Genomic DNA, 17,648 nt, shown 5'->3' on the forward strand with positions numbered 1-17,648 from the left:
TGGGATATTTTCCATGGCGCTGCATCGTTGCTTATATGGTATACTGGCTATTATTTTGCGATCAGTGACCTTTATGAATTATCAATGCCCACTTTGTTTTACGCCTCTCTTACAAACTCACAATAGTTATCGTTGCGAAGCCAATCACCAATTTGATTGTGCTAAAGAAGGGTATGTTAATTTACTACCTGTGCAACATAAGCGCTCGAAAGATCCAGGTGATAGCGCAGAAATGATGCAAGCGCGGCGTCAATTCCTTGATGCAGGGCATTATCAGCCAATGCGAGATCAAGTGGCTAAGAAACTGGTCCAATATTTACCTTCAAGTCATTTATCGGTATTGGATATCGGCTGTGGTGAAGGGTATTACACTGACTATTTTGGGCAAATACTGCAAAATAAATTTGGGAGCACCCAAGTTTTTGGGTTGGATGTATCAAAGGTAGCAATTCGTTATGCGGCCAAACGCTATAAATTAGTTAATTTCTGTGTAGGCACTAGCCACCGTTTACCTTTTCCTGAGTCAAGCTTAGGAGCGGTTGTCCGTATTTATGCGCCTTGTAAAGCGGAAGAATTAAGTCGAGTATTAATCGATAATGGTATTTTAGTCACTGTCACGCCAGCAGCGGAACATCTGCAAGAATTAAAAGCCCTTATCTACGATGAAGTTAAATTGCACCCCGCTAAAGACGAAAATTTGCCGAATTTTAAATTACTGGATGAGAGCCAATTAAATTATAAAATGGTGCTGACTGGTAGCGAAGCTTATGAGCTGTTAGCGATGACACCGTTTGCGTGGCGAGCATCTGAAGAAGTGAAGCAACATCTGAAGCAAGCGAAATTGAAAGATTATACAGCAGACTTTTTAATTCGAGTGTATCAATACCAAGCGAACTAATGTTGGTAAAGCCCCCTAAGAGAAGTGTAGGGGGCAATAAATTATTATGGTGCGTACATAAATAATTCGAGGTGTTCAAATAAGATATTGAACCCGATCCCAATTAACACTAACCCGCCGATAATCTCTGCTTTTTTTCCTAATAATGGACCTACATAACGGCCAATCATCATACCGATAGTTGCCATAATCATGGTCATTAAGCCAATGGTCATCGCAGTGTGGACAATATCTACCTGCAAGAAAGCTAAGCCTAAGCCGATTGCCATGGCATCTAAGCTCGTTGCAATCGCTGAAAAAATAAGGCTAGTAGAGCTGTGGCTTGAAGGTTTTGAACAGCATTCTTCATCTTTTATTTTAAGACTCTGCCAAATCATGCGAGCACCTAAAACAAATAATAACGCGAATGCAATCCAGTGATCCCAGCGGATAACGTACTGGCTAGCAAGAATACCAATTCCCCAACCAATGATAGGAGTGATAGCTTCTATGAAGCCAAAAATGAAACCAGTACGGAGGATCTCTCTAAAACGGGGTTTATGCAGGACGGCACCTTTGCAAATAGCAACTGCAAATGCGTCCATTGATAGCGCGAGGGCTAAGACAAGGGTAGCGTAAAAACTCATAACATAACCTCGGTTGGGTGTTTCCATATACACATAAACTACCCCCAACCTAAGGTGTATTTATGTGTCTATGGTCTTGCCAACCAGATTATGGTGTCCGCACCACGTTTGAAATCAAACGAGTATGTTGATACGGACTTTCTGGAATATATATATCCAGAACAGGCTACTCCCCAATGACGTGGAAAGAAAGATACCACATTTTATTTTAAAGGCAACACTTAATTAATTGTGGATATTAAACGGTAGTGAGAATTATTATCAATTGAGTTAATAAGAAAAAAAAGGTTAATTATATTTTTAATTAACCTTAGTATTCTTATGAATATATATAATGATTACTTATGATTTATAAGGAATTCATAAATTCTTTGTAAATCATCAAGATGTGAAACTTGAATGTGAATTTTCTTTTGCTCTAAACCTATTATAAGAATACCATCTTCAGATAAGTTCATTGCTTTTATTCTATCGTAGGAAATAAAGGTATTGGCAAAATAAAAACCAGTTTGTTTAAAGAATAGCTTAGGTGTTCTAATAAACGCCAAGTAGATTGACATAAATATAGTAATCATTAATAAATAAGTGGTTAATAAATTACCATGTCGAACAATATTTGTATAAATTACAATACAGATTAAGACAATAAAAATAATGGCATCAACGCGATGTTTTCGTTTTAAGTTAATTTTTAATAGCGTTTTCCCTTTTAGCAAATGCTGAATAAATTCATCATAAATAGCATATACAAGCATGATCAAAATGATAATGGCGAGAATAACATCATTTAAAGTCATTGGTGCGCCCTTGACTAAGTAAACATATGGCAAAGCTTAAAATTAAAAAAGGGAGGCCGCAACCTCCCGAGTAAAATATTATGAGAAAATTATGGCGCCAAGAATTTCAGCCAAGCACCTAAAATACCCAAACCGAAGAAGCCAATAATAATCCACAGCGCATTGACTTTACGGCGTAATAACCACATACACCCAAATGTAAGCAGAAGAGGGACTAAGCCTGGCATTAATTGGTCAAGGATCATCTGGACGGTTGTAATATCTTCAACACCCGTGGTTTGGTTTTTAATGCGCGAAACCTCGAGCGGGATATTCACATGGGTCCATTTGTTCACAAGGGCCCCCATAACGAATAAACCGAGTATCGATGCTCCCTCCGTCAGTTTTTGCAGGAAGCCACCACCCATATCTTGAACGATATCAATCCCTTTCTTATATCCGTATGCAACACCATAGTAACGAGTTAATAAACGAACTAGGTTAAACAAAACGAAGAATAGGACAGGGCCAAGTAAGCTACCTGTCATCGCGATACCCGCACCTAATGCTGCGAACACAGGGCGAACAGTTCCCCAGAATATAGGGTCACCAACACCCGCTAAAGGCCCCATCAAACCAACTTTGATACCGTTTATTGCACCATCATCAATATCAGCACCATTGGCACGTTGCTCTTCCATCGCCATGGTCACACCAAGAACAGGAGCAGCAACATATGGGTGGGTATTAAAGAACTCAAGGTGACGTTTAATCGCTTGTTTTCTATCGTCATTATTTTCTGGATAAAGACGACGGATAACAGGCACCATTGAGAAACAAAAACCAAGGGCTTGCATCCGTTCAAAGTTCCAAGAACCTTGGAATAAGTTGGAACGCAGGAACACGCCGCGAATATCGCTCTGTGTCAGTTTCTTCTCTGTAGACTGAGTTGTATCAACCATGTTTGTGCTCCTCCTAGTCTAATTCGTTATCAAGGTTATTGTTGCTATTGCCTTGTGTGACAACAACTTGCGATTTGTTGTATTTTGGACTGAGCTGGATATACAGAACAGCCATAACCACACCGATAACCCCAAGGGCAACAAGGTTGAAGTTTGTAAATGCGGCAGTGACAAAGCCTAAATAGAAGAATGGCATTAAGTAGCCAGCACGCATCATATTGATAACCATTGCATAACCGACCACGACGATCATACCACCTGCAATGTTCAAACCGCTGGTCACAACTTCAGGAATGGAGCTTAATAAGTGTTGAACCTCAGACGTACCAACGGAAACAGCAACAATCAGCGCAGGGATTGCAACACGCATCGCTTGCAGCACTAATGCGCTGACGTGGATAATGCTTAGTGATGTTAGGTTGCCACTGATTGCAGCGCGGTCAGCCGCGTGCTGGAAAGCAACGGTGATAGTACGAACGATGATAGTTAATACTTGTCCCGCAGCGGCCAGTGGAATTGCTAAGGCAATACCTGCACCAATGCTTTGACCACCTGCGATAACTAAGATAGTTGAGATGATGGAGGCTAAAGCCGCATCAGGGGCAACAGCCGCACCGATATTCATCCAACCTAACGCGATCATCTCTAGCGTACCACCGATGATGATACCCGTTTTCATATCTCCCAGAACGATACCGATAAGCGTACAGGCAACGAGAGGGCGGTGAAACTGGAATTCATCGAGAATTGACCCCATACCAGCGATACATGCTACGATGAAAACCAGTACTATTTGAACAACGGTAAGTTCCATTGTTTAATCTCCTGTAACCAACAAGTTTTAAAATCTGTTTGAGTAATGGTTTAAAAAGCAAAATTAAAAGTTTGATAACACATTATTTTTTGAGCTTATTGATTAAGTCCATCATGAAGACTTTACTGTCAGATGAAACTTTACGAACTTCTAACTCAATATTTTTGTCATTCAAATAATTAAAGGCATCAATGTCAGTTTGGTTGATAGAAACGGCATTGGTTACCATGGTTTTACCTTCATGATAGGCCATACCACCAATATTGACGGATTTAACTTCTACGCCTTCCTCAACAATACGTTTTACGTCAGTCGGGTTAGTAAATAATAACATTACACGCTCACCCGCATATTTCGGGTTGTTATAGACGCGGACACATTTTGCAACGTCAACAACGTGAGCAGTGACACCTGGAGGCGCAACTTGTTTTAACAGTGTTGAACGGACTTGGTCTTTGGCGACTTCATCACTAACGACGATAATACGTTTGACTTGGGTCTCTTTTGTCCAGCGCGTTGCAACTTGGCCATGAATTAAACGGTCATCGACGCGAGCAAGGGCGATCACCATATGTTCGCCAGGTCCCGCTTTTCTGGCAGGAGCCGGAGGTGGGGTACTTGCAGCAGCAGGTGCAGGTTGTGCTTCAACTTCTTTAAATTTGAATGAACGAACTCCGCCACGACCTGTTTCTAATGCAACAGTGATAAGCTCATCCAAAGATGGGTCATCATCGCGGCACATGAAGGTTTCAACCAGCATTGGGACATTCACACCTGTGATAATATCGTAATTATCATCTTCATTCACAATACGGCTAGCAGCGTTGAATGGGCTACCTCCCCAAGTATCGACAAGGAATAGCACCCCTTTTGAGGTATCTAAATCCGTTAACTTTTGAGTGTACTTTTCAAACAGGGTGTCTGCGTTTTCCCCAGGGATAAAGTCAATAAACGAGACATTGTCTTGCTCGCCAATTAACATTTCGGTGGTTCGGAGAAGCTGCTCAGCGGCGACTCCGTGGGTACCAATCATAATAGCTATACTCACTATTTTTCCCTCATTGATAGATAAAAACGAAATATTATCTGTAGATAAATCGGACACTAAAGTTAGACTCCTTTTTATCAATTTCCCCTGTATCATAATATTAGCTGAATAATGACAATTTACTTATGGCGGTCACGAGTCAGCTATTTGAATTATTAGTATGAAGTACATTTGTAGCATATCATTTTGTTTTAACCTAAAAACTTGTTTCGCGTCAGAAAAATAAGAATATACCTAAAAGCACTTAATAATTTGCGATTATTATCTTTTTATTTGTTTTTTGTTATGTATTGGCTCTGAGTAATAATTATTTTTCAGAGTAAATTATTGTTATCGGTAACAAAAGGCGAATATAAAAGTGTTTGGTATTGATTTTTTGAGTAAAAAATAGACTGTTTTGTATGATAAATATTAATCAGAGAGAACTAACAAAATTGGTTTTTAGAATAAAATAGTCTTGATTTGAGATTGAACACATAGTCGAAATTGAATGGAATAAGGTGAAAATCGTTGGGCTAGTATGGTGAATTGATTAAAAAAATTTGTTGATAATGCGGGGGCTTAGTGAATAAAAGTGAATAATATTGTATGGGAGAGGAAGAAAAAACGCCCTTCGAATGAAAAAAAGGGCGCTTTGTAGGAATAAACAGGCTTAATCAGTCACATTGCACTTTGATAGCTAAACCACCGCGAGAGGTTTCACGGTATTTTGCGTTCATGTCCTTGCCTGTTTCATACATGGTTTCAATCACTTTATCCAATGAGACTCGAGGCTCACTGGTTCTACGGATAGCCATTCTTGCTGCATTGACTGCTTTAACGGAGGCTATTGCATTGCGTTCGATGCAAGGGACTTGAACTTGACCTGCAACAGGATCACAAGTAAGACCTAAGTTGTGTTCCATGCCAATTTCAGCGGCGATACACACTTGCTCTGGGCTACCGCCGAGTAATTCTGCTAGGCCAGCAGCGGCCATCGAACAAGCAACACCAACTTCACCTTGGCAACCCACTTCTGCACCTGAAATAGACGCATTCATTTTATAGAGAATACCAATAGCGCCAGACGCTAAGAAATAACGTAGATAAAGTTCAGGTGTAACTGGCTCAATACAGTGGTTGTAGTAAGCCAAAACAGCAGGAACAATCCCACATGCTCCGTTAGTTGGGGCAGTAACGACACGTCCACCCGCCGCATTTTCCTCATTTACTGCGAGGGCATACATATTAATGAGGTCAATGACATTCATTGGGTCATTCGATAACTTGCTTGATGATGTGACCACACGGTTTAATGCAGGCGCACGACGCGGTACGCGTAATGGGCCAGGTAACACACCTTCTGTATTTAAGCCCCGTTCAATACATGCTTGCATGGTATGCCATACATCTGCGAAATAGTCGTCAATCTCTTCTTTTGAGTGAAGGTCGAGTTCATTTTTCATCATCAGGCTGGAAATTGATAAACCTGATTTTTTGCAATTTAGCAACAATTCATTTGCTGAATTAAATGGATAGGATACTGGCTTGCTATCAACCGTTGATTCACCGAAGTGTTCTTCATCAACGATAAAGCCGCCACCAATTGAATAATAGGTTTTAGTATAAATTTCGTCATTTCCTGCAAATGCATGAATAGTCATGCCATTTTCGTGTAGCTCTAGGTTATCCTGACGGAAATTCATGCCACCTTCACGTGGGAAATCAACTGATTTAGCTCCATTCGCTAAAGGCAGTTTTTCGGTGTCTTCTACCGTTTTGATAAAAGTTGGGATAGATTCAATGTCAACGGTGGCAGGTAAGTTACCTGCCAGCCCCATAATAATGGCGATATCAGTATGGTGCCCTTTACCAGTAAGCGATAATGACCCATAGACGTCAACAGAGATACGGGTGACGTTAGGTAATAGATTCTTGCTCACTAAATCATCGACAAATTCTTTACCAGCTTTCATTGGACCAACGGTATGAGAGCTTGACGGGCCAATGCCCACTTTAAACATGTCGAAAACGCTTATCACGCAGGACTCCTTAAAAAAAGTTGAAAATAGAGTGCTTTATTTTAAAAGGCGCTACTTTACTGTTATTTAGTAGTGTTAACCAGTAAGTTTAAAGTATTTTTTGAAATAAGGTAGTTGCTTAGGAATAATTGATTGTAAATAGCACAATCTGCTTGTGTTTTGCTTTAAATTTATACAGCCACATTAAAAAAATTAGGAATGATAGGGAAGCAGATAAAAGTCAATGTAAAATTTTTGTTTGAAAAATTAATTTTATTCAGTGGTTTATATTGCAAGAGTTAATCTAGTTGCAATGCTAATTGATGAAGAATGGATGCAGTTAAACCCCAAACGAGATGGCCGTTATACCAATAGAAAAAAATTCTATTTTCACGGCCTGAGCGTTTGATATCCACATATTTATGTTGTCGCAATGACAGTGCATCAAAAAGTGGAACTTCAAAGATAGAGGCGACTTCACTAGGGTTTGCTTGATATTGAATATTGGCAGGCAGCAAGCCAACAATGGGGGTGACCTCATAACCACCATAACTTTGCAACGGTGCTAATTGCCCCAGTACCTTCACTTTTTCCGGTGGGATGGCGACTTCTTCAAAAGTTTCGCGCAGCGCAGTATGAATTAATGAGCCATCTTCGGGATCTTTTGCGCCACCTGGAAAGGCTACTTGCCCTGCATGAGAACGTAAAAATGGTGAGCGCTGGGTCAGTAGCAGGGTTGGATTAGGTTTATTAATAATAGGTAATAAAACCGCAGCCGACTTACCCGTCTGGCGCTGTGCCTGACGGGTTGTCGGTAAAGTAAACTGAAAACGGTTGATAAAGTTATTCAGCTCGGTCATCCGAATTTAACGCTCCTAATAGAGGTAGAATAAGGCTCAATTTATCAAAAGTTTCTTGATATTCTTTGTCAGCTTGGCTGTCTGCCACAATACCACCGCCTGCCCAGCAGTAAATCTGCTTTTTATAGGTTAGTAAGGTTCGGATAGTGATATTGGTGTCCATATTGCCACAGAAACTAATATAGCCTATTGCGCCACAATATCCATGCCGTCGATGAGGTTCTAATTCTTCAATAATTTCCATTGCTCGAATTTTTGGTGCGCCTGTAATGGAACCGCCAGGAAAACAAGCTTGTAGTAGGTCGGTGGCTCGATATGGATTATCTAATCTTGCCGTAATTGTGCTCACGAGATGATGAACGGCAGGGAAGGGTTCAACCATAAACAATTCAGGCACTTTAACGGTACCTGGTTTCGCTACGCGTCCGATATCATTACGTAATAAATCAACAATCATTAAGTTCTCAGCGCGATCTTTAGGTGAGTTAGCCAGCTTTTGCGCTTGAGCCAAGTCGTCTTGTTCATCGTCTAAACGCGGAAGTGTGCCTTTAATCGGGCGGGTTTGGATATCGCCATCTTTCAATAAAATAAAGCGCTCAGGGGAAATGCTAATGACGGCATTTTCTGGTAGACGTATAAAGGAAGAGAATGGGGCGCCATTCGTTTCAAGCAAGGCTAGGAAAGCGTTCCATTCATCTCCTTTATATTTTGCTTTAAATCGCTGTGCTAAATTGATTTGATAACAATCACCACTACGCAAATATTCATGAATGCGAGCAATATTTTGCTGATACTCATCCTCGGTCATATTGGATTGCCAGGGGGGATTGAGCTTAAATTTATTTTTGCGGGGTGCTTTTTGGTTTTGCAACCAAGTTAGGCGAGCTTCAGCATCTTGATGACTAATTAATGTGACGGTTTTATCTTGGTGATCAACAATCAGCGCCCATAAATAGATGCCGACTGCCATATCGGGAAATGTTAATTCAGTTTTCGCGATTTCTGGGATTTTTTCAATACGGCGGCCAAGGTCGTAGCTCCAGATACCCAATGCCCCGCCATTAAATGGCAATGTATTATCCAATATTTGGTTTGCATGGTGCTTATCAAGTTGCGTTTGAAGCAAGGCGAATGGCGATGCTCCAGAAACAATAGGTTCTTGATTCTGTTCGGTAATTGTTGTTTGTGTTTGATAGGTTGTGAGTGTTGCTATTGGATCAGCGACAATAATATCAAAACGATTGTGTGAGTGTTTCGCATTGCCCGAGTGCAATAGCATCGCCCAAGGTTGGTGAGCGAGTGGCGTAAAATAATCGATTGCCGCTGTTGGGCTATATGGTAACTGAATTTTATTAATAATCATGGTGATAAGTTTATTTTTTCGCAAGTGACTCTAACCAGACTAACAGATATTCTTATCTTAATAATCGAAGAGATGTTAAAATCTTAAAGATTAATTTTAGTCTTTTATTAATGAGGTTTAAACCATGTTATCAGGGATCCCTGCACTTAATCATGAAGAACAGCAAGAAGCGGTGGAAAAAATTCACCAATTAATGGCCGATGGTATGAGTAGTGGAGAAGCAATCGCACTCGTTGCACAAGAAATTCGTGAGAAACATCAAGGTAAAGAGCAAGTGCATGTACGTTTTGATGATGAAAATTAATAATAAGTAAACATACTATTAACATCCATACATGAATCTGATAGATTAATATTAGTTAAGTCATTCTGTTTATTAATGTCGTTAGAAAATAATTCACAGACAACGCGCAAATTTAATACCTTCTTATAGGCTTAAATGAGCAGCTAAACTAATCAAAAATATTCACCTAATAATTAGGTGTCGGAGGAGAGTATGGAAGCGAATAAAAAAATAGCGATTGCTTTAGGAACGTGCGCTCTTGTTTTTAGTTCATTTGCGTTAAGTGTTAATAAGGAAGAAGGTAAGGCTGCACCATTTGTGAGCTGTGGCGCACTAACAGAGTCACAAATTGCGGCTCAGGTTAAAAGTGATTTTATGCATAATCGTCTACCACGCTGGACGGAAGAAAAAGCCGCACTAGGTAAAAAAGCCGTTGCTTGGGTTAATGATAATGAAGTAACTAAAACAGATACAGGCTACACAGTTCCCTTAGTGGTAAGAGGGGCAAAATCTGACCTCCATTATTCTGTTTCAGTGGATTGCCAAAACAATACAGTGACTTATAACACATCCAAATAATTTGGTTTTATTCAATTTCAAATATTTGCAATTGAATATCTGATAATGAAAAAGAGGGAGATACCCCTCTTTTTTCTTAACGATTTCTGGGTTCGTATGGTAACCGCGAGAAATTTTGTGATAATTGGCGGTAATAGACCAGCCTTTCTCTAAAATATTCCCTTAAATGCTCGGGTTGTTCCCGCTCCACGGCGTCGGCAAGAATGGCAATATTATAGCGTTCTTTGAATGCAACGCCTGATGCCAATAAGTCAACGTTAACCTTATCCATTTCATCTTTGGGCAATAAAGCAAGATTATGGCTCATTTTAATTCTCTATCACTTAATGGGATTTAGGAATATTGTAGCGATTAAATGAGAAGAAGTCTCAATTCTTATCGAAAAGAACGTGAAAATATAATCAAACTAATATAGTTTTATATTTAAGTAATGACTTTAAAAACAGGGAAAGATAATGAGATTGATTATTATTGTTTTTAGCAAAAGTTATTAATAATCAGTAAATTGGATTTTTTTGTTTTCAGAATGTTTTAGGGTTTTAATTATTGTAATACTGTGCATAATAGCCTCAGGAATATTTAAACATTAAGGTAAAAATATGTTAACTACTGATATGGTCAAAAAATTAAACGAACAATTAAACCTTGAGTTTTACTCTGCAAATCTTTATTTGCAAATGAGCGCTTGGTGTAGTGATAAAGGCTACGAAGGCGCAGCTGCTTTTTTAAAGGCACATTCTCAAGAAGAAATGGAACATATGCAGCGTTTGTTTGATTACCTTAGCGATACTGGCGCACTGCCATTATTAGGTCAAATTGCGGCACCACCTGTTGATTTTAAATCTATTTCTGATGTGTTCAATCAAACTTATGAACACGAACAATTAATTACTCGTGAAATTAATAAGTTAGCGCACCTAGCAATGACTACACAAGATTATTCAACATTTAACTTCCTGCAATGGTATGTCGCAGAACAGCACGAAGAAGAGAAATTATTTAAATCGGTGCTGGATAAACTGGATATGGTGGGTGAGTCTGGTAAAGCACTATTCTTATTGGATAAAGATTTGAAAAATATGTCAGCAGCTACACATATCTAATTTTGTGTTACAAATAGGTTATGGCTAAAATTTAATCTATCTGATGTATAAAGACCTTAGTAGGCTTATGGATAAAAGTGATTAATTTCAATGTTCATAAGCCTTTTTCTTTTCATTTTGTGTGAATACTCACAGGATGGACGCTTAAATCCCGTTTTTAAGCGGCACAAACTGTTTTTTTCCGTATAATGATTGGCAATTATTCTAAATTTACCTGCAAATTAAGAGGTTACTATGCCAATTACCCATATTAAATCTTCATGGCGCAAATTAAGTGCAATCGCTGTCTTATTTTTAGGGATGTCTTTCCAACAAGCTTTTGCCCACGCACATTTAAAAGACCAACTTCCAGCAGAAGGTGCCGCAATTGAGCAAACGCCTGAATCAATCACGTTAAATTTCTCTGAAGGTATTGAAGCTAACTTTACGAAAGTGTCTATCATCGGACCTGAAAAAAATATCATTAAAACAGGAAAAGCGACATTAGACCCAAGTAATGACACCAAAGTCATCGTGCCTGTTGAAGGCAAACTGACTTCAGGGAAATACGATGTTAACTGGAGTGTTGTTTCAGTTGATGGCCACAAAACCAAAGGGACTTATAGTTTTACAGTGAAATAATATGTCACTGGACGCGTTTTATACCTTAATCCGTTTTATTCATTTTATTGCTGCAATATTGATGTGTGGAATGTCAATATTTGCAGCGTTGCTGAGTTGTGGGCAATTTAGTTATCTCATTAGCCGTTATTTGAATAAAGGGATCAACTTTTGTGCGGTCGTTACTGTTGTAACCATTTGGGGCTGGATGTTAGCACAAGCGGGGTTAATGGGGGATGGCTGGGAGGATGCAACAGATTGGGATATCTGGCAGGGCGTGCTGGGGACATCATTCGGTCAAATTTGGCGCTGGGAATTATTATTATCTGTAATTTTGTTGGTAGTTTTATTTATTAAGTCTATTAAGTTACGATTACACCTTGTTTTACTTCTTTCTATTCTTACTCTTGGCTTACATGCCTTCGTTGGGCATGCCGCGATGCAAGATGGTATCGTTGGCGGGCTTCATCGCTTTAATCAATTTATTCATCTTATTAGTTCAGCCTATTGGTTTGGTGGCTTATGGCCATTTTTAATCTGTATTCAATTTTTGCGGAATAAACGTGAACTTGTGGCTGGAATGGATGCGCAAATTATTAAGACAATGAAGCGATTCTCCTGTTATGGGCACGTTGCGGTTGTTTTAGTGGTTATCACTGGCGTCATAAGTGCGATAAGCATTTTGCCGCAATGGCCAATGGAGTATTCAGGCTCTGAATACCAATCACTACTTTGGTTTAAGATTATATTGGTCGTGGGAATGATAATGCTTGCATCTATTAACCGTTATTACATCGTGCCAAGGATCAAGCAAAAAGGGCAAGTTAATTATTTGATCATTAATAGCTGGGTCGAATTATTGTTAGGGACAATGGCGATTTTAGCAGTAGCCATTTTTGCCACGTATCAACCCGTGTAGCAAAACCATTTTATTTATTTGATAATAGCGAATTATTATCGCACTCGTTTAACAAGGTCATCTCAATGAAATCTAAACTCATTATTTGCTTCTTATTAGTTGGTGGAACAATTAGTACTGCTGTTGCTGCTCCCTTAACATCAGTTAGTAAAAAACAATTTGGTGATGATTGGCCCTTTACACGTGAAGAGGTGATGTTGGAATGTCGCACTAATGGTGCGCTGGTGGTGATCAATCCAGCCACATTAATGCAATATCCATTAAATGATATCGCTGCAACACAAATGAATAATAAAGAAATTAAAGGTCAACCAATCGATGTATTGCTCAAGCCGATTGAGACTACAAAAAGTGTTGAAGAACGTGTTTTACCGTTAAAGGAAGCTGCTGCGAAATTGTGTGGTAGTAAGTAGGTATATTTAAGTTGTTTTTATCATTGAAAAGAGTGGGAAGCTAAAATAGTTGCTTGTTGAAATTTATCTTATATATCAATGAAGTAATTGATTGAAAGGTTTTATTGATTAATTACATAGGCATAACCTATTAAACAAATTGTTCAATATTAGAATATTAAACAATAAATTGTGTTAATAATATGTAAATTAATTGATAATTAATGTGGTAAGAACGTACATTGAAAGCTAGTATTAAGGTGTACTTTGTTACGTCTCAATGGCAATTTTAGCGCACGGCTCTGCCAGAGCCATTTCCCAAGGCCCGGTAATCGGAATCTACCAGGCCTCTTTTTTTGCCTATTGGTTTGCTTTCCCACATATTGACCCATCAATAATAAGCCAATCATCTTTGGATTAATCGCCTTATTGCCCAATAAGCGACTAAGCAACCTTCATAACCCAATGATGATTTTCTTTGTCATAACGGTGGCGATATAACAGCACGGGTTTTTCATCAATCGTTGCTGGAATACTCGTGTGTTCATCCCAACCGTCTAATTGCATACAAAAATCCGTATCAGAATCACAAGGGATACTCACTGTATCGCTTTTATGGGTCTCCATAACGGCATCATTGATTTCATAGGAAGATATTTTCAATTTAACTATACACATAATCACACCTCACTGATTGATTTTAGCTGTATAAATTCAGCCCAACGAGATTAAGCATAGTATAAATGGAATCTATTTCCAAAATATTTTTTTAATCCTTAAAAAGGAAAAGGTGCATTGTTGGGGTAACAAGCACCTTTGTAGTCGTTATTTTTTTGGAATGGAGGTTCCCCATTCCAAATAATCGCTTGGTGGCTCTAATTTTAGAATGAAGTGCTGTTCAGGCTTAGCGTTAGGGGAGAGTGGCACTGTTGGTGGGGTTGCAAACACAATGCCTCCTCGAACAAATTGTTTAAATGTTCCACTTTTGACGACACCTCCCGTTAAACCAAAGGAAAGATTGAAGCCAGAAGATAGCCAAAATTGGGTATTGTCACGAACCAAATATTGGTATTCTTTACCAATACGAGTCGCCACATAAACGCGGTCGGAAAGCTCTCCCAAATATAATCCCGTCACAACGCCGACTTCTAAGCCCCTAAAGAGAATTGGCGTACCCACTTGGACTGAGCCTACATCAGTGGCATCAAGATAGACGGTTAAGCCATCAAGATAGCGTGAATCAGTAATATTGGCGGCTTGTAATTCAAATTGGTAACGATTTTTATTACTTCGGCCTGGCTCTGCACTAATATAAGGTTGAAGTAAACTGTCTAAATTATTTAAGCCAGCAGGTGACAGTTCTGGTGTGACAACAGCAAAGCGGCTACCTAATTTGGTAAATGTACTCACGTAATCAGGGTAGAGGATTGCCTTTGCTTGAACTTCGCGTTTATCTGCAGAGAGTTTTAAGGACTCAATCTGGCCGATATTAATCCCTAAATAGCGAATTGGCATCCCTTCAGAAAGTTTAGATGCGTCAAAAGTCGTTAATGTGACAACGCTACCAATGGCTTTTGCGGAGGTCTCATTGGGATATAATGTATGTTGACGGGCTTTATTTACGGTGGAGCTATCAACGTTATCAAAGCTAATTGCTCCGCTAATTGCACGGCTGAGAGGCGCTGCTTGGACGGTTAATCCATTGCTGTTAAGTTCGACTTTCGCACCACCTTCAGCCCAAAAGATACTGTTCTCGGTAAGTAGATGGCGGTATTCACTGGAAATATTGACATCGATGGCAAACCCTAACTTTGTTGGTTTAATGGCAATAATTTTCCCAACAGCAAATTGACGGTAAAGCACAACTGAGCCTGTTTGGATATCGGGTAAAGTGGTCGCGTTAAGTGTAATAGTTGTGGGTGGTGAAACTCCCAGAATACCCGCTTTGGCATTTTCGTCACTGCGATAGAGAGGGAAAGTATCAGGGAGTTTTTCTTGGCTGTTTCCGACAATTAAATGAAGCCCGCCTTCGAGCCATTCTTGCGGCGTAGCGCCTTGAAATTGCAATCCATTTAGCCCCAATTGAACATCAACACGGCTATTGGCGACAAACTTACTGTCTGCTCTTACTAGGTGGCGATATTCATCATAAATTGCAATATTAAAGTCAACTTTATCAGCACTTAAGTGACGTTGTAACACTTCACCAATTTGAATACCTCGGTAAACAACGGGCTGCCCTTGATTGACGCCAAAAGTGTCATGAGCCCATAAGGTTAAATTCAGTGGTGATTTTGCGTTTTGCTTCGCTGCATTTGCCACCTCAGCATTACTTTGTAAGACAAACGATTGACCTTCTTCAGCTTGTGGACTGCCTTCTGGAGAGTCAAATGCAATGGCACCATTAATGACTGCAGAAAGACTTTCCATTTTGACACTTGCGCCAGACTTTAGGTCAAAATGGCCTTGCAAGCCTGAAACATTCCAAAATTGACTGTCTTTGCGCACTAAATTGGCATAGCGTTTTTGCACGATAGCGGAGATGGATACACCTTGGTTATCTGGCAAAACGGTATAATCTGAAATATGACCAACAGGCACTTTGCGGTAATAAATAGGCGAGTTTTCATTTAATGAACCTAAATCGGGAGCTGAAAGGTGGATGAGCAGCTCGCCTTGGTCAATATTTTGCTGAGGGGGCGTGTCTTGTGCGACAAAAGAAAATTGCTCAGATCCCGTACTTGGTAGCATACCAATATAGTTCCCACCAACAAGGGCATCGAGCCCTGAGACACCTGCAAGGGACGCTTTTGGGGTGACTAGCCAAAATTTAGTACCTGAATTCAAGGCTGAGCGCATATCTTTGTTTATACTGGCCGTGACAATGATGTTTTTCATATCTTTGCTAATTGCCACAGATTGCACTAAACCCACTTCAACACCTTGGTAACGAATAGGGGTACGATTCGCGACGACACCAGGAGCCGAGGTGAATTCAATGGTAATATCTGTGCCGCGCTCAACCCACTGTTGAAATAATAACCATCCAGCGATAAAGATGGCGACTAAGGGGAGCAGCCAAAAAGGCGAAATATGCACACGTCGGCGTTGTATCGCTTCTGCAACATCATCAGAAGGCTCATTTTGCGGGTTTTGTTTTTCCATAAGAATCCCAAATTAAACGGCTGTCTAACCATTCAACGGCTAAAATCGTTAGAATCACGGCGGTGCCAAAATAGAGAGCGGCAGGCCCCATAGTAAAGGACATTAATTGTTCTCGGTTAACGAGCGTCATCATCAGTGCGATGACAAATAAATCTAACATTGACCAACGGCCAATCCATGAAACAAACTTCAGGAGCTTCATGCGTAAGACAGGGTCAGTTTTGCTATTAAAATGAATCGAAAATAGCAACAAAATCATAATAATAATTTTAATAAACGGGACTAAGATACTGGCAATGAAAACAATAATTGCAATTGGCCAGTTACCCGAATCGATTAGCGAAACGACACCTGAGTAAATGGTATCCTCGAGTCGTTGACCATTTAAATAAAAAATGGAAATCGGCATTAGGTTAGCAGGAAACAATAACACCATGGCAGCAATCAGTGCGGCCCACGTTTTTTGTAAGCTATGAGGATCTCGATATTGCACCGGACAATGGCAGCGCTGGCACCTACCGTGTTTATTGGGTGGGCCTGTGTAATGGCAGGCTGTACAGGTCATTGCGTCGGCTTGCGAGTCTTTTTCTTCGATGGGATAAACGTTTTTCCATAGCAGGTCAAGGTTCATGTGGATGAGGATCAGCAAGCTCAAAATAGACATTGTGATAAAGGCAATCAGCCCGTGGCCGATAAATACACTAGCATAATCTTGCATTTTGATCGCAGCGATACCCAGTGCAATTAAGTAAACATCAAGCATGACCCATTCTTTTATATGGCTCAAGACCAATAAAATAGGCCTGAGGTTTAAGCCGATTTTTCGACCAACCTGTAACGATAAAACTAAAATGGGAAGTAGCAAAGGAGCGGCAATTGCACAAAAAGCCACTATACTGGCAGTAATGGGGTCACCTTGCTGGTTAATTAAGCGAATTCCTTCTATAACATTGGCATTGATTTGGCTGCCCAATAGATGAATTGATATTAGTGGTTGCCAAAATGCAATGGGTGCAAGCATTAGCAGCGTGATGGCAAGGATAGACAGTCGTTTTAATGACCATGAACGGCCGTCATTGAGTTGAGAGGCGCATCGTGGGCAAATAATAACCTGCCGCGGGCTAAATGGCGGCGTATGAATTTTTTGATTGCAGTGACGACAACGTTGCAAAATCAAGTCAGTATGATTAATGTGATTCATATTTGCTCATTTTAGGGTTTCGCCTAGATGTAATCTAGTGTAAAAAAATTTACCTCAAA

The 17,648-nt window shown here is 39.9% G+C and carries 19 protein-coding genes and 1 riboswitch; of the genes, 7 read left to right on the top strand and 12 right to left on the bottom strand.

Annotation, left to right across the window (positions count from 1 at the left end; all coding sequences use genetic code 11):
* Nucleotides 1-73 precede the first annotated feature (73 nt).
* Entirely contained in the window at nt 74-898 is an 825-nt protein-coding gene (gene rlmA / locus AABS66_RS05490; protein ID WP_430224688.1) for a 23S rRNA (guanine(745)-N(1))-methyltransferase, read from the top strand.
* A 44-nt stretch (nt 899-942) separates the two neighbouring features.
* On the opposite strand, the gene mntP is transcribed toward rlmA, so the two are convergent.
* The 8 genes from mntP to pabB form a co-directional block, all read right to left on the bottom strand.
* Complete coding sequence (gene mntP / locus AABS66_RS05495) at nt 943-1,524, bottom strand: manganese efflux pump MntP (RefSeq protein WP_430224679.1); 582 nt, start codon at nt 1,522-1,524, stop codon at nt 943-945.
* A riboswitch (yybP-ykoY riboswitch) is annotated at nt 1,525-1,711 on the bottom strand.
* Between the two features lie 151 nt (nt 1,712-1,862).
* On the bottom strand, nt 1,863-2,321 hold the full coding sequence (locus AABS66_RS05500) for a DUF986 family protein (RefSeq protein WP_206086183.1): 459 nt from the start codon (nt 2,319-2,321) through the stop codon (nt 1,863-1,865).
* A gap of 89 nt (nt 2,322-2,410) precedes the next feature.
* The gene (locus AABS66_RS05505) at nt 2,411-3,262 is read right to left on the bottom strand and encodes a PTS mannose transporter subunit IID (RefSeq protein WP_206086182.1); all 852 of its coding nucleotides are present in this window, start codon (nt 3,260-3,262) and stop codon (nt 2,411-2,413) included.
* A 13-nt stretch (nt 3,263-3,275) separates the two neighbouring features.
* On the bottom strand, nt 3,276-4,076 hold the full coding sequence (locus tag AABS66_RS05510; protein ID WP_206086181.1) for a PTS mannose/fructose/sorbose transporter subunit IIC: 801 nt from the start codon (nt 4,074-4,076) through the stop codon (nt 3,276-3,278).
* A gap of 82 nt (nt 4,077-4,158) precedes the next feature.
* A complete protein-coding gene (gene manX, locus AABS66_RS05515) occupies nt 4,159-5,124 on the bottom strand; it encodes a PTS mannose transporter subunit IIAB (protein WP_272539390.1) in 966 nt (321 codons plus the stop codon).
* Between the two features lie 656 nt (nt 5,125-5,780).
* Nucleotides 5,781-7,145 (bottom strand): L-serine ammonia-lyase, encoded by a 1,365-nt coding sequence (locus AABS66_RS05520; protein WP_206086179.1) that lies wholly within the window; start codon nt 7,143-7,145, stop codon nt 5,781-5,783.
* Nucleotides 7,146-7,423: 278 nt separating this feature from the next.
* A complete protein-coding gene (locus AABS66_RS05525; RefSeq protein WP_206086178.1) occupies nt 7,424-7,984 on the bottom strand; it encodes a CoA pyrophosphatase in 561 nt (186 codons plus the stop codon).
* A complete protein-coding gene (gene pabB / locus AABS66_RS05530) occupies nt 7,968-9,347 on the bottom strand; it encodes an aminodeoxychorismate synthase component 1 (RefSeq protein ID WP_430224689.1) in 1,380 nt (459 codons plus the stop codon). The genes AABS66_RS05525 and pabB overlap by 17 nt, the downstream gene beginning before the upstream one ends.
* A gap of 124 nt (nt 9,348-9,471) precedes the next feature.
* Here pabB and AABS66_RS05535 point away from each other — a divergent pair, with 124 nt between their 5' ends.
* Nucleotides 9,472-9,651, top strand: coding sequence for a YoaH family protein (locus tag AABS66_RS05535; protein WP_206086177.1), 180 nt, complete (start codon nt 9,472-9,474; stop codon nt 9,649-9,651).
* 192 nt (nt 9,652-9,843) lie between these two features.
* Nucleotides 9,844-10,209 (top strand): protein YebF, encoded by a 366-nt coding sequence (yebF, locus tag AABS66_RS05540; RefSeq protein ID WP_206086176.1) that lies wholly within the window; start codon nt 9,844-9,846, stop codon nt 10,207-10,209.
* Between the two features lie 76 nt (nt 10,210-10,285).
* Here the strand turns inward: yebF and AABS66_RS05545 are convergent, their stop codons facing one another.
* Nucleotides 10,286-10,516: a DNA polymerase III subunit theta gene (locus AABS66_RS05545; protein WP_206086175.1), complete on the bottom strand. Its 231-nt coding sequence runs from the start codon at nt 10,514-10,516 to the stop codon at nt 10,286-10,288.
* Nucleotides 10,517-10,808: 292 nt separating this feature from the next.
* Here AABS66_RS05545 and ftnA point away from each other — a divergent pair, with 292 nt between their 5' ends.
* From ftnA to AABS66_RS05565, 4 genes are all read left to right on the top strand, one after another.
* The gene (ftnA, locus tag AABS66_RS05550; RefSeq protein WP_206086174.1) at nt 10,809-11,312 is read left to right on the top strand and encodes a non-heme ferritin; all 504 of its coding nucleotides are present in this window, start codon (nt 10,809-10,811) and stop codon (nt 11,310-11,312) included.
* 234 nt (nt 11,313-11,546) lie between these two features.
* Nucleotides 11,547-11,933, top strand: a complete 387-nt coding sequence (copC, locus tag AABS66_RS05555) for a copper homeostasis periplasmic binding protein CopC (protein ID WP_206086173.1) — start codon at nt 11,547-11,549, stop codon at nt 11,931-11,933.
* A gap of 1 nt (nt 11,934) precedes the next feature.
* Nucleotides 11,935-12,831 carry a copper homeostasis membrane protein CopD gene (copD, locus tag AABS66_RS05560; protein ID WP_206086172.1) on the top strand — a complete coding sequence of 299 codons (897 nt, stop codon included), beginning with the start codon at nt 11,935-11,937 and terminating at the stop codon, nt 12,829-12,831.
* A 65-nt stretch (nt 12,832-12,896) separates the two neighbouring features.
* Nucleotides 12,897-13,244, top strand: coding sequence for a DUF2511 domain-containing protein (locus tag AABS66_RS05565; RefSeq protein ID WP_206086171.1), 348 nt, complete (start codon nt 12,897-12,899; stop codon nt 13,242-13,244).
* 423 nt (nt 13,245-13,667) lie between these two features.
* Here AABS66_RS05565 and AABS66_RS05570 read toward each other — a convergent pair whose 3' ends face one another.
* The 3 genes from AABS66_RS05570 to yebS all read right to left on the bottom strand — a co-directional run bounded on the left by AABS66_RS05570 (nt 13,668) and on the right by yebS (nt 17,589).
* On the bottom strand, nt 13,668-13,901 hold the full coding sequence (locus AABS66_RS05570; protein ID WP_206086170.1) for a DUF1480 family protein: 234 nt from the start codon (nt 13,899-13,901) through the stop codon (nt 13,668-13,670).
* A gap of 147 nt (nt 13,902-14,048) precedes the next feature.
* Nucleotides 14,049-16,388 (bottom strand): PqiB family protein, encoded by a 2,340-nt coding sequence (locus tag AABS66_RS05575; RefSeq protein WP_206086169.1) that lies wholly within the window; start codon nt 16,386-16,388, stop codon nt 14,049-14,051.
* Complete coding sequence (gene yebS, locus AABS66_RS05580) at nt 16,363-17,589, bottom strand: membrane integrity lipid transport subunit YebS (RefSeq protein ID WP_430224680.1); 1,227 nt, start codon at nt 17,587-17,589, stop codon at nt 16,363-16,365. The genes AABS66_RS05575 and yebS overlap by 26 nt, the downstream gene beginning before the upstream one ends.
* Nucleotides 17,590-17,648 lie beyond the last annotated feature (59 nt).

This window comes from Providencia sp. SP181, from assembly GCF_050446505.1.
Classification (GTDB): Bacteria; Pseudomonadota; Gammaproteobacteria; order Enterobacterales; family Enterobacteriaceae; genus Providencia; species Providencia vermicola.

Excerpts from the sequence above, each read along its gene's own strand:
- rlmA (WP_430224688.1), top strand. The coding sequence starts at position 74 with ATGAATTATCAATGCCCACTTTGTTTTACGCCTCTCTTACAAACTCAC.
- mntP (WP_430224679.1), bottom strand. The coding sequence starts at position 1,524 with ATGAGTTTTTACGCTACCCTTGTCTTAGCCCTCGCGCTATCAATGGAC.
- AABS66_RS05500 (WP_206086183.1), bottom strand. The coding sequence starts at position 2,321 with ATGACTTTAAATGATGTTATTCTCGCCATTATCATTTTGATCATGCTT.
- AABS66_RS05505 (WP_206086182.1), bottom strand. The coding sequence starts at position 3,262 with ATGGTTGATACAACTCAGTCTACAGAGAAGAAACTGACACAGAGCGAT.
- AABS66_RS05510 (WP_206086181.1), bottom strand. The coding sequence starts at position 4,076 with ATGGAACTTACCGTTGTTCAAATAGTACTGGTTTTCATCGTAGCATGT.
- AABS66_RS05525 (WP_206086178.1), bottom strand. The coding sequence starts at position 7,984 with ATGACCGAGCTGAATAACTTTATCAACCGTTTTCAGTTTACTTTACCG.
- pabB (WP_430224689.1), bottom strand. The coding sequence starts at position 9,347 with ATGATTATTAATAAAATTCAGTTACCATATAGCCCAACAGCGGCAATC.
- AABS66_RS05535 (WP_206086177.1), top strand. The coding sequence starts at position 9,472 with ATGTTATCAGGGATCCCTGCACTTAATCATGAAGAACAGCAAGAAGCG.
- yebF (WP_206086176.1), top strand. The coding sequence starts at position 9,844 with ATGGAAGCGAATAAAAAAATAGCGATTGCTTTAGGAACGTGCGCTCTT.
- AABS66_RS05545 (WP_206086175.1), bottom strand. The coding sequence starts at position 10,516 with ATGAGCCATAATCTTGCTTTATTGCCCAAAGATGAAATGGATAAGGTT.
- ftnA (WP_206086174.1), top strand. The coding sequence starts at position 10,809 with ATGTTAACTACTGATATGGTCAAAAAATTAAACGAACAATTAAACCTT.
- copC (WP_206086173.1), top strand. The coding sequence starts at position 11,547 with ATGCCAATTACCCATATTAAATCTTCATGGCGCAAATTAAGTGCAATC.
- copD (WP_206086172.1), top strand. The coding sequence starts at position 11,935 with ATGTCACTGGACGCGTTTTATACCTTAATCCGTTTTATTCATTTTATT.
- AABS66_RS05565 (WP_206086171.1), top strand. The coding sequence starts at position 12,897 with ATGAAATCTAAACTCATTATTTGCTTCTTATTAGTTGGTGGAACAATT.
- AABS66_RS05570 (WP_206086170.1), bottom strand. The coding sequence starts at position 13,901 with ATGTGTATAGTTAAATTGAAAATATCTTCCTATGAAATCAATGATGCC.
- AABS66_RS05575 (WP_206086169.1), bottom strand. The coding sequence starts at position 16,388 with ATGGAAAAACAAAACCCGCAAAATGAGCCTTCTGATGATGTTGCAGAA.
- yebS (WP_430224680.1), bottom strand. The coding sequence starts at position 17,589 with ATGAATCACATTAATCATACTGACTTGATTTTGCAACGTTGTCGTCAC.